Below are 11,276 nucleotides of genomic sequence, written 5' to 3' on the forward strand. Positions count from 1 at the left end.
CACACGAGCCGTCGCCAGAGCCCGCATGATCACGAACCCAGCGAGCACGCAGGTGAGCGACGCGCCGACCCATCCGCGTTCGCCAGCCCTCGGCGGTCGCTCGAACGACCCCGCTGCAGCCAGCGGCCACACGAGGGCCAGAAACCCTCCGAGGAAGTCCGGATTCGCCAAGGTCGCGAACGGGCGTCCAGGGCCGAACGGCATCTCCCACGCGAACATGTCGAACCCGCCGGCTTGGACGAGTGCATACCCTGTGACGAGAATCCCGGAGAGCGAGACCAAGCCCGCAAGCATGTAGAGATCGTCGAAGCGGCGGACGAGCTGGACAGCTGCAAGCGCCAAGGCCACGTAGGCAACGAGCGTAAGCAGCCCCTCTGCGCGCTCCGCACTCCCCACCACCGCTGTGGGCACGTGGATCGACAGCGCTGTCGAGAGCGCCGCCCATGCGCCGAATCCGACGATCGCGATCAGGGGCCGCGACACTCGCAACGACCGCGCCCCCACCGCAGCGAGTCTCAGAGCAAGCATGCCCGTCAAGGCCAGCACCCCAGCCTGCAAGGCGACGGCCTTCGGCAACTCGAAGAAGCTCAGGGAGGATGGCCACACGAGGAGCGGGAGAGCGAACGCGAGCGCTCCCAGAACATGCCGTCCGCTGGGCCAGACACCACGTCTCGTCGGTTCCACAGTCCCCCTTGACACATGCCCGTCACACCAAGACCGTTGCGCCTCGATCCGCACTCTTCCGTCTGACAGTACCACGGCCCTCGGTGGGCCGTATTCCACGAGTAGCGGGGTGGTTCACGATTCGCGGTTCTCGGAAGCCTCGCAACCGGCCGATCGCGCCGCGTTCCGCTTCCGAGACTGGATGCCGCGTCGGGTCGCGTTCGCCTTGCAACACCGATGTCGGGAGACGGATCAGGCATCTTGTGACCACCATCGGCTAGGTGCGGTCGCACAGTTCACCGATTCCGCGCCCATGCTTCCCGCGCTGTGCGTGAAGCCGGGCGTACTACGACCGCAAGCGATTCGAGGGCAAACGGCACAACCAAGCCGTGCTCGCACTCGCCCGGCGCAAGGTCGACGTGCTCTGGGCGATGCTTCGCGACAACGCTCACTACGAGTCCCCCGTCAGAGCCGCCTGATCAGCCCTTGCCAAACGCATAGGGATGCCCCCCGACACGGGATGTCAACGCGGGTGACGGATGCGGGCCAGCGCGCCGCTACCCCGCCAACGCGAAGCGGCCGCCCCGACTTCTCGGGACGGCCGCGTCTCGCATCACGCTCGCGAGCGCTGCGCGCTACCGCTTGCGCCCGCCCACCGCGATCTGCGCCTCGCACCACTTGAGCTCGCGCTCGACCTCGGTGCGCAGCGCCTCGTCGTCCATCGCGACCTCGGACATCCGCGCCTGCGCGTGCTCCATCGACTGGCGCACGCGCTCGATGTCGATCTGCGAAGACGCGACAGCCGCGTCGGCGAGCAGGATGACCTTGTCCTCGTGGACCTGGACGTAGCCGCCCGCCACCGCGAACCACTCGGTCTGCTCGCCGCCGAACTTCACGCGGACCTCGCCGGCGCGAAGCGCGCTGACGAGCGGCGCGTGCAGCGGCAGGATGCCGATCTCGCCGTCGATGGTCGGGGCGATGACCATGTCCACCTCGTTGGTGTACACGATGCGCTCGGGCGTGATGATCTCGCACATGAGTGTGCGTGCCATACCCACAGCTCCCTAGGCCGTCGCGGCCATCTGCTCGGCCTTCTCGAGGGCTTCCTCGATGGTGCCGACGTAGCGGAACGCCTGCTCGGGCACGTCGTCGTGGGCGCCTGAGACCAGCTCGTCGAAGCCGCGGATCGTGTCCTCGAGCTTGACGTACTTGCCGGCCATGCCGGTGAACGCCTCGGCCACCGAGAACGGCTGCGAGAGGAACTGCTGGATCTTGCGGGCGCGCGACACGGTGAGCTTGTCCTCCTCGGACAGCTCGTCCATGCCGAGGATGGCGATGATGTCCTGCAGGTCCTTGTAGCGCTGCAGCACCTGCTGCACCGCGCGCGCGACCCGGTAGTGCTCGTCGCCGACGACGTCGGCCGACAGCGCGCGCGATGTGGACGCGAGCGGGTCGACAGCCGGGTACAGGCCCAGCTCGGCGATACCGCGCGAGAGGACCGTGGTGGCGTCGAGGTGCGAGAACGCCGTGGCCGGCGCCGGGTCGGTCAGGTCGTCGGCGGGCACGTAGATGGCCTGCACCGACGTGATCGAGCCGGTCTTGGTCGAGGTGATGCGCTCCTGCAGCTCGCCCATCTCGGTGGCCAGCGTGGGCTGGTAGCCGACGGCGGACGGCATGCGGCCGAGCAGCGCCGAGACCTCGGAACCTGCCTGGGTGAAGCGGAAGATGTTGTCCACGAACAGGAGTACGTCCTGGCCCTGGTCGCGGAAGTACTCGGCGGCCGTGAGGCCCGCCAGGCCGACGCGCAGGCGCGCGCCGGGCGGCTCGTTCATCTGGCCGTAGACCAGGCAGGTCTTGTTGATGACGCCCGACTCGCACATCTCGTTGTACAGGTCGGTGCCCTCGCGGGTGCGCTCGCCCACGCCGGTGAACACCGACGTGCCACCGTGCTGCTGGGCGAGGTTGTTGATGAGCTCCATGATGATGACGGTCTTGCCCACGCCCGCGCCGCCGAACAGGCCGGTCTTGCCGCCCTTGATGTAGGGCTCGAGCAGGTCGACGACCTTGATGCCGGTCTCGAAGATCTCGGTCTTGGGCTCGAGGTCCTCGTACTCCGGCGCCTCGCGGTGGATGGGGTAGAAGTCCTCCACCTCGGGCATCGGCTTGCCGTCGACGGGCTCGCCGACGACGTTCCAGATGCGGCCGAGCGTGGACGGCCCGACCGGCATCATCATCGGCTTGCCGGTGTCGACGATGTCCATGCCGCGCTGGACGCCGTCGGTGGAGCTCATGGCGACCGCGCGGACCTGGTTGCCCTCGAGGTGCTGCTGCACCTCGGCGACCAGCTTGATCTGGCCGGCGGGCGTCGTGCCCTCGAGCTTGAGGGCGTTGTAGATGGCGGGCATGGCGTCCGGCGCGAACTCCACGTCCAGGACCGGGCCCACGACCCGCACGATGCGTCCGATGTTCATCGGCATTCCTCTTTACTCGTCTTCCAGGGCGGCGGCGCCGCCGACGATCTCAGCGATCTCGGTGGTGATGGCGGCCTGGCGCGCGCGGTTGTAGCTGCGCGACAGGGTGGTGATCATCTCGCCGGCGTTGTCGGTCGCCGACTTCATGGCGGTGCGGCGCGCGCCCTGCTCGGACGCGGCCGACTCCATGAGCGAGCGGTAGATGAGCGTCTCGACGTAGGTCGGCAGCAGCAGCTGAAGCACGCTCTCGGCGTCCGGCTCGAAGAGGTACTCGGCCGTGACGTGGGCCGCCTCGACGTCCTCGGCCGCCTCGTCGAGCGCGGCCTGACGGATGGGGAGCAGCTGGTGCAGCTCCGGCTTCTGCTCGGCCACGTTCTTGAAGCGGTTGAACGCGATGACCACCCGGTCGAGCTCCTCGGCGCCGTACGCGCCGATCAGGTGCGCCGCGATGCTCTTGGCGTCCATGAAGGTGGGCTTGTCGGAGATGTCGCGATACGACGCGAGCGGCTCGACGCCGCGGTAGCGGAAGTACCCGACCGCCTTCTTGCCGACCGTGATGATGTCGACCTCGACGCCTTCGGCGCGCTGCTCGCGCACGAACGCCTCGGTCATGCGCAGGATGTTCGCGTTGAACGCCCCGCACAGGCCGCGGTCGCTCGTGACGCAGATGATGACGGCGCGCTTCACGGAGTCGTGCTCCTGGAGCAGCGGGTGCTCGGCGCCTTTGGCGAACCGGGCGACGTTGCCGAGCACCTCCATCATCGACAGCGCGTACGGACGCGCGGACTCGATGCGCTCCTGCGCCTTCTTGATCTTGGCGGTCGCGACCATCTCCATGGTGCGCGTGATCTGGCGCGTGGACTCCACGCTGTCGATCCGCTTCTTGATGTCGCGAAGGTTCGGCATGTGTGTCGCTTCCTCCGCTACTCCGCCGCGAACTGCGCGGAGAACTCCTCGAGCGCCGCAGTGAGCGCCGCGCTCGTCTCGTCCGAGATGGCCTTCTCGCCCGCGATGGCACGCCCGATCTCCGGATGGGCCGAGTCCACGAACTCGAGGAACTCGTCACGGAACTGCTGGACCTTCTCCACCGGGAGCGTGTCGAGGTAGCCCTTGCCGCCGGCGAAGATCGTCATGACCTGGTGCTGCACCGGGTAGGGCGCGTAGCGGCCCTGCTTGAGCAGCTCGACCAAGCGCGCGCCGCGGTTCAGCGTGTCCTGCGTCGCCTTGTCCAGGTCGGACCCGAACTGCGCGAACGCCGCCAGCGAGCGGTAGTTCGCCAGGTCGAGGCGCAACGAGCCGGCGACCTGCTTCATCGCCTTGATCTGCGCGTTGCCGCCGACTCGCGACACCGAGATGCCGACGTTGATGGCGGGACGGATGCCCTGGTAGAACAGGTCGGTGACGAGGAAGATCTGCCCGTCCGTGATCGAGATGACGTTGGTCGGGATGTAGGCCGACACGTCGCCGGCCTGCGTCTCGATGACCGGCAGCGCCGTCAGCGAGCCCGCGCCGTTGTCGTCGTTCATCTTGACCGCGCGCTCGAGCAGGCGGCTGTGCAGGTAGAAGACGTCGCCGGGGTACGCCTCGCGGCCCGGCGGGCGGCGCAGCGTCAGCGACATCTGGCGGTAGGCGACGGCCTGCTTCGACAGGTCGTCGTAGATGCACAGCACGTGGCGGCCCGGATTGTCCTTGCTCGCGGGCTTGGCGTCCTCGCCGTTGTACATGAAGAACTCGCCGATGGCCGCGCCGGCCAGGGGCGCGATGTACTGCATCGGCGCCGGGTCGGACGCGTTGGCGGCAACGACGATCGTGTAGTCCATCGCGCCGTACTGCTCGAGCGTCTGCACCACGGCGGCGACCGTCGAGGCCTTCTGGCCGACGGCGACGTAGATGCAGATGACCCCGGTGTCCTTCTGGTTGATGATCGTGTCGACCGCGACAGCGGTCTTGCCCGTCTGGCGGTCGCCGATGATCAGCTCGCGCTGGCCGCGCCCGATCGGGATCATCGAGTCGACGGCCAGGATGCCGGTCTGCAGCGGCTCGTGGACGCCCTTGCGCTCGATGACGCCCGGCGCCCGGAACTCCAGCGGGCGGGTGCCCTCGGCCGCGATCGGGCCCTTGCCGTCGATCGGCATGCCGAGCGGGTTGACGATGCGGCCGAGGAAGCCCTTGCCGCTCGGCACCTCGACGACGCGTCCGGTCGTGCGGACCGTGTCGTTCTCCTTGATGAGCGAGGTCTCGCCCATCAGGACCGCGCCGACCTCGTTCTCGTCGAGGTTCAGCGCCATGCCCATGACGACGTGGCCGTCGGCGCTGACGAACTCGAGAAGCTCGCCGGCCATCGCGCCCTTGAGGCCGCTGCACCGCGCGATGCCGTCGCCGATCATCTCGACGGTACCGACCTCGCGTACGTCGACCTCGGCGGCGAACGAGCCGAGCTGTGCCTTCAGGACCTCGCTGATGTGGCTCGCAGTGATCTCCGCCACCTAGCCCTCACCTCCCTGGGGGGTGCTCGAAAGGACGGCGCGCATCGCGTTCACCTGAGACGACAGGGTCCCGTCGAGCACGCGGCCCGCGACCTTGATACGGATTCCGCCCAGCACCGCCGCGTCGACGCGCTCGCGCAGCGCGACGGGCCGGCCCAGCGAGGCGGACAGCTTGCCGGTCACGCTGGACCGGAGCGCCTCGTCGAGCGGGACGGCGGTCGTGACCTCGGCCACGACGATGCCCCGCTCCTTCTCTGCGATCTCGCGGTAGGCGGCCGCGACGGCGTCGATCGACGCCGCCTCGCCGCGCTCGGCGAGCAGCCCCGCGACGGCGACCGCCTCCGGCGACTGGGCGGTGAAGACGTCGCGCACGATGGCGCGCTTCTTCTCGCCCGGCACCGCAGGGTCGGCCAGCGCGTCGCGCAGGGCGACGTTGCCGCGGATGGCCTCGACGATGGCGGCCAGCGACTCGTCGGCCGCGTCCACCGAGTCCGTCAGGGCGGCGAGATCGTAGAGGGCCCGTGCGTAGGCCCCTGTCGTCTCGCTAGTTGTCATTCAGACCGCCCGCCTCCGCGACGAAGCGCTCGATCAGCTTGGCGTGCGCCTTCGCGTCGAGCGTCTCGCCGATGAGCTTGGACGCGACCGCGGTCGAGAGCTCGGCGACCTGCGCCTGCAGCTCGGCGGCGGCGGCGGCACGCTCGGCGGCCATGGTCTCGTGCGCCTTCGCGACGACGGCCTCGGCGTCGGACTTGGCCTTCGCCTCGATGTCGTCGGCCATGGCGCGCGCGGCGGTCTTGGCCTGGTCGATGACCTTCGCGGCCTCGCCGCGGGCCTCGGCCATCTGCTTCTTGTAGTCCTCGAGCAGCCGCTCGGCCTCGACCTTGGTCTCCTCGGCCTTCTCGAGCGACTCCTTGATGGTGGCGGCCCGCTTGTCGAGCATCCCGATGATGGCCGGGACGGCGAACTTCCACAGCAGGAAGAACAGGATCAGGAACGCCACCCAGGTCGGCCAGATGTCGGCCGGGTTCGGGTAGACGGCCCCGAGCATCTTCTGCAGGCCGGAAACGGCCGGCTCAGCGCCCTCGGCCGCCGCCGCGGCGGCTTCGGACGCGTATGCGACTCCGATGAACGACACTTCGCGTACCTCCGTCCTTCGGTTGTCGGGCCTACAGCAGGAAGGTCAGGACGAAGCCGAGCAGCGCGAGCGCCTCGGTGAACGCCACGCCGATGAACATGGTGGTCTGCAGGCGGCCGGCCATCTCAGGCTGGCGGGCCATGGCCTCGACGGCCTTGCCGGCGACAACGCCGATGCCGATGCCGGGGCCGATGGCCGCGAGGCCGTACGCGAGACCCTTGCCGATGGCGACGAGACCGGGGACGAGAGCTTCCACTACGTGTTCCTCCTTCTTGTTCGGCGGGCGGCTTCGCGCCCTCCGATTTCCGACTGATGATTCTGTCAACCTCACCGGCCCGCGGGGGCCGGACACCTACCGTGCGAAGACGCCGCCGCGAAGGCCGGCGCCACGTGCTAGTGCTCGGAGGCGTGCACCGAGCTCTGGATGTAGACCGCGGTCAGGATCGTGAACACGTACGCCTGGATGAAGGCGACGAACACCTCGAAGGCGTACATGATGATCAGGAAGACCATGGCCAGCAGGCCGATGCCCGCGCCGCCGACCGAGAACGACTGCTCCGCCTGCATCTTGATGATGGGCACGAACAGCCACACGAACGACCCGAACACGCCGAGGATGACGTGGCCGGCGTACATGTTGGCGAAGAGTCGGACCGACTGCGTGAGCGGCCTGACCAGGAACGTCGAGATGAACTCGAGCAGGAAGATGAACCCGCCGAGGCCGATGCGCGCCGCCAGCGGCATCTTGCGAACGCCCTCGGGGATCAGGCTCTTCATGTAGCCGAACGCGCCGTTCTTCTTGAAGCCCACGAACACGAAGACGACCCAGACCACGAGCGCCAGCGCGACGGTGCCGCCGATGCTGCCGGCGAACGACTTGGCGCCGGGGATGAGGCCGTACATGTTCGAGATGAGGATCATGAAGAAGATGGTGCACAGGAAGGCCACGTACTTGGGGCCGTCCTTCGGGCCGATGACGTCGACGGCCATGTCGCGCACGAACTCGACGCCGGCCTCGAGCATTCCAGTCAGTCGGCCGGTGGGCGCCAGGTCGGTCGCCTTGCCGGACGCCTCGGCCGCGGCGATGCGCTGCCGCTGCTTCGTCGCCACCAGGGTGAAGAACAGGATGGTCGTCACAAGCGCGATGAGGCCCCAGAACGTGTAGTTCGTGAGCGTCAGCGGGCTCGTCACGGTGCCGTGCAGGTCGTTGAAGGGCAGCACGGACAACTCGTGGACGAGTTCCTCGATCCTCATCGGCAGCAGATCCATGGGATTCACGCGGCTACCTACCTCCTCACCTAGGTGCCCGGGTCGGCCGGGCGTACCTGTGCAGGCCGGCGTACCGGACCAGTTCGACCGTGTAGAGCGCCAGGAAGGTCAGCGCGAAGGAGATCCCGAACGGCTTGATGCCGGCCGGAGCGATGCGGCTGTACGCCCACAGCAGGAGCACGGCGGCCGCGAGCCGCCCGAACAGCGCGAGCGCGACGAGCGCCATGCCGCGCTCGGGGAAGTCGGGCGTGGCGAGCGAGAAGCTGCCGCGCGACAGCGCGAGCAGCACGGTGCCGCAGGCGACACCGACGATGACGGCGAGAAGCGGGTCGGATAGACCCGCGGACAGACCCTCGAAGAACCCTACGCCCAGCGCTCCAACCCCCTGCGAGACGTACCGCTTGCGTGTGCGGGCCCCGGGCGAGAGCGTGCGTGACTACGGCGACGGGCGTCCGCCAAGAGACGGCGGGCGCCGGGTGCGATGGACGCAACACGAAGGCCGGGGGGCCTCAAAGCCGTGCGAATCGTACCCGACTTGTCGGGGGGCGACAAGGGCGCCCGCGAATGCCGGAAGCACGCGCCCTGGGGAAGCCGCTCGGCGGCAGCCCTGACGCTGTCCACCACGACGCTCGGCGGAGCACGGTTCCGTTCGCGTCGCCGCACGACCCGCTCACCGAGACGATTGCCCGCTCGTGGGCGGCGGGATGCCGGGCGCTATGCAGGGAACTACCCTCGATGGACACACTCGGCGGCCTCCACCCTTGAGACCGCCGGCGTGAGGCGTCCGCCCCGGCTAGGCCAGCGGCCCCTCGGTCCCTACGAACCGACCTACGGAGGCGCCACGTGAAATCAGATCTCGAGATCGCACAAGAAGCGACCCTGCGTCCCATCACCGACATCGCATCGGGCATCGGCATCGACGGGGAACGACTCGAGCTGTACGGCCACTACAAGGCCAAGGTCCCGCTCGGCATCCTCGACGAGATAGGCGACCGGCCCCAGGGACGCTACATCGACGTGACGGCGATCAATCCGACGCCGCTCGGCGAGGGCAAGACCGTCACCACCGTCGGGCTGGGGCAGGCGCTCGGCCACATCGGCAAGAACGTCATCACCTGCATCCGCCAGCCCTCCCTCGGACCGGTCTTCGGCATCAAGGGCGGTGCGGCGGGCGGAGGCTACTCGCAGGTGATCCCGATGGAGGACTTCAACCTGCATCTCACCGGTGACGTTCACGCCGTGACGATGGCGAACAACCTGCTCGCGGCGTACATCGACAACCACCTCTACCACGGCAACGCGCTCGACATCGAGCCGACCTCCATCACCTGGCGCCGCGTCGTCGACCTGAACGACCGCGCGCTGCGCAACGTCGTAGTCGGCCTCGGAGGCAAGCTCGACGGCGTCCCGCGCGAGACCGGCTTCGACATCTCGGTGGCCTCCGAGGTGATGGCGGTGCTCGCGATGGCGAGCGATCTCGAGGACATGCGCGCGCGCCTGGGGCGCATCGTCATCGGCACCAACCGCGCCGGCGAGCCTGTCACCGCCGAGGATCTGAAGTGCGCAGGCGCGATGGCGGTGCTCATGCGCGACGCGATCAAGCCGAACCTGATGCAGAACCTCGAGGGCGGGCCCGTCTTCGTACACGCTGGGCCGTTCGCGAACATCGCCCAGGGCAACAACTCGATCATCGCCGACCGCATCGCGCTCGCGCTGGCCGACTACGTCGTGACCGAATCGGGCTTCGGCGCCGACATGGGCGCGGAGAAGTTCCTCAACATCAAGTGCCGCGCCTCAGGTCTGCGTCCCGACTGCGTCGTCATCGTCGCGACGGTGCGTGCGCTCAAGGCCGCCTCCGGCCGCTTCGAGGTCTCCCCGGGCAAGCCGCTCGACGAGCGGCTCAAGAGCGAGGACATGGAGTCTCTCACCGAGGGCATCTGCAACCTCGAGAAGCACGTCGAGAACATGAAGAAGTTCGGCATCCCGGTCGTCGTGGTGGTCAACACCTTCCCGACCGACACCGAGCGCGAGCACACGTTCATCAAGGAGCGGGCGCTCGCCTCGGGAGCCGACTTCGCGGTCACGCACCGGGTGCACGCGGAGGGCGGCGCGGGCGGCGTTGAGCTCGCCCAAGCGGTCGTCGCCGCATGCGAGATGCCCAAGGAGTTCCGCTTCCTCTACCCGGACGCGGCCTCCATCAAGGAGAAGATCGAGGCGATCGCGACGGAGATCTACGGCGCCGACGGGGTCGACTACCTCCCTGCCGCCGAAGCGAAGATCGAGCTGTACACGAACCTCGGCTACGACCGCCTCCCGATCTGCATGGCCAAGACGCACCTGTCGCTGAGCCACGATCCGACGCTCAAGGGGCGTCCGACCGGCTGGCGACTCCCGATACGAGATGTCCGTGCGAGCGTCGGCGCCGGGTTCCTCTACCCGCTCTGCGGCGACATGCGCACGATGCCCGGGCTGCCGAAGACCCCAGCCGGCGACTCGATCGACCTGAACGCAGACGGCGACGTCGTGGGCCTGTTCTGAGACCAAGACGGGACGGCGCGATGCCCAAGGTCACCTTCCAGCCCGACGACACGTCGGTCGATGTCCGCATCGGCGAGAACCTGCTGCGCGCGGCCATGGCCGCCGACGTAGCGGTCACGGCCTCGTGCGGTGGCGGCGGCACGTGCGGCAAGTGCCGGATGATCGTCGACTCCGGGTCGGTCGACTCGGCTGTCTCTTCGAAGCTGTCCGCCGAGCAGACGGCTGCCGGCTACATCCTCGGCTGCAAGTCGCTTGTGACCGGCGACGTGGTCGTGCGCATCCCGCCCGAGTCACGCCCCGGCGCGGCGCCGGCGGCGGCCCGCGGCGGACGCACGCACAACGTGACGCTCAGCGCCGAGGAGCACCGCGAACGCCTGCCCGAGTTCGCGCTCGCACCCGCGGTGCGCACGATCCCCGTGATCGTGCCGGCCCCGGACCTCGCCGACAACGCGAGTGACGCGGCGCGCCTCGCAGGCGCCCTCCGCCGGGACCACGGGATCGACGACGCCTCCTTCGAACTCGAGGCGCTGCGCGCGCTCCCCGCCGCGCTGCGCGACGGCGGCTGGACCGTCGCCGTGCGCGTGGACGAGACCGGGTGCGCCCCGCGCGTGACCGGCGTCCGGGGGGGCGGGACGGTGGCGGCCGACCTCGCGGTGGCGGTCGACGTCGGGACGACGAGCGTCGAGGCGGCGCTCGTCGTCCCGACGTCGACCG

At 68.8% G+C, this 11,276-nt stretch carries 12 protein-coding genes and 1 pseudogene; 3 read left to right on the top strand and 10 right to left on the bottom strand.

Translation table 11 applies throughout. From position 1 onward, the window contains the following. On the bottom strand, window positions 1-684 hold a 684-nt coding region (locus FDZ70_02330; protein TLM80049.1), incomplete at its 3' end, for a hypothetical protein. 314 nt (window positions 685-998) lie between these two features. On the opposite strand from FDZ70_02330, the pseudogene FDZ70_02335 reads away from it, so the two are divergent. After that, window positions 999-1,142 (top strand): annotated as a pseudogene (locus FDZ70_02335) (IS110 family transposase). Between the two features lie 156 nt (window positions 1,143-1,298). Here FDZ70_02335 and atpC read toward each other — a convergent pair. The 9 genes from atpC to FDZ70_02380 form a co-directional block, all read right to left on the bottom strand. After that, window positions 1,299-1,715: an ATP synthase F1 subunit epsilon gene (atpC, locus tag FDZ70_02340; GenBank protein ID TLM80050.1), complete on the bottom strand. Its 417-nt coding sequence runs from the start codon at window positions 1,713-1,715 to the stop codon at window positions 1,299-1,301. A gap of 12 nt (window positions 1,716-1,727) precedes the next feature. After that, window positions 1,728-3,140 (bottom strand): F0F1 ATP synthase subunit beta, encoded by a 1,413-nt coding sequence (gene atpD / locus FDZ70_02345; protein TLM80051.1) that lies wholly within the window; start codon window positions 3,138-3,140, stop codon window positions 1,728-1,730. 6 nt (window positions 3,141-3,146) lie between these two features. Continuing rightward, complete coding sequence (gene atpG / locus FDZ70_02350; GenBank protein TLM80052.1) at window positions 3,147-4,040, bottom strand: ATP synthase F1 subunit gamma; 894 nt, start codon at window positions 4,038-4,040, stop codon at window positions 3,147-3,149. Between the two features lie 17 nt (window positions 4,041-4,057). Further along, window positions 4,058-5,620 (bottom strand): F0F1 ATP synthase subunit alpha, encoded by a 1,563-nt coding sequence (locus FDZ70_02355; GenBank protein TLM80053.1) that lies wholly within the window; start codon window positions 5,618-5,620, stop codon window positions 4,058-4,060. Beyond that, window positions 5,621-6,175, bottom strand: coding sequence for an ATP synthase F1 subunit delta (gene atpH, locus FDZ70_02360; GenBank protein ID TLM80054.1), 555 nt, complete (start codon window positions 6,173-6,175; stop codon window positions 5,621-5,623). It abuts the gene before it with no gap. Then, window positions 6,165-6,755 carry a F0F1 ATP synthase subunit B gene (gene atpF, locus FDZ70_02365; protein ID TLM80055.1) on the bottom strand — a complete coding sequence of 197 codons (591 nt, stop codon included), beginning with the start codon at window positions 6,753-6,755 and terminating at the stop codon, window positions 6,165-6,167. Before atpF ends, atpH begins: the two co-directional genes overlap by 11 nt. A gap of 31 nt (window positions 6,756-6,786) precedes the next feature. Beyond that, window positions 6,787-7,011 (bottom strand): F0F1 ATP synthase subunit C, encoded by a 225-nt coding sequence (atpE, locus tag FDZ70_02370; GenBank protein TLM80056.1) that lies wholly within the window; start codon window positions 7,009-7,011, stop codon window positions 6,787-6,789. A 137-nt stretch (window positions 7,012-7,148) separates the two neighbouring features. Further along, window positions 7,149-8,033, bottom strand: coding sequence for a F0F1 ATP synthase subunit A (atpB, locus tag FDZ70_02375; GenBank protein TLM80057.1), 885 nt, complete (start codon window positions 8,031-8,033; stop codon window positions 7,149-7,151). 16 nt (window positions 8,034-8,049) lie between these two features. After that, window positions 8,050-8,313: a hypothetical protein gene (locus tag FDZ70_02380; protein TLM80058.1), complete on the bottom strand. Its 264-nt coding sequence runs from the start codon at window positions 8,311-8,313 to the stop codon at window positions 8,050-8,052. Window positions 8,314-8,867: 554 nt separating this feature from the next. Here FDZ70_02380 and FDZ70_02385 point away from each other — a divergent pair. Both FDZ70_02385 and FDZ70_02390 read left to right on the top strand, forming a co-directional pair. Beyond that, window positions 8,868-10,562 (top strand): formate--tetrahydrofolate ligase, encoded by a 1,695-nt coding sequence (locus FDZ70_02385; GenBank protein ID TLM80059.1) that lies wholly within the window; start codon window positions 8,868-8,870, stop codon window positions 10,560-10,562. 20 nt (window positions 10,563-10,582) lie between these two features. Then, window positions 10,583-11,276, top strand: a 694-nt coding sequence (locus FDZ70_02390; GenBank protein ID TLM80060.1) for a 2Fe-2S iron-sulfur cluster binding domain-containing protein, incomplete at its 3' end; no start/stop codon positions are given.

It is taken from the genome of Actinomycetota bacterium (assembly GCA_005774595.1).
GTDB lineage: Bacteria > Actinomycetota > Coriobacteriia > Anaerosomatales > D1FN1-002 > D1FN1-002.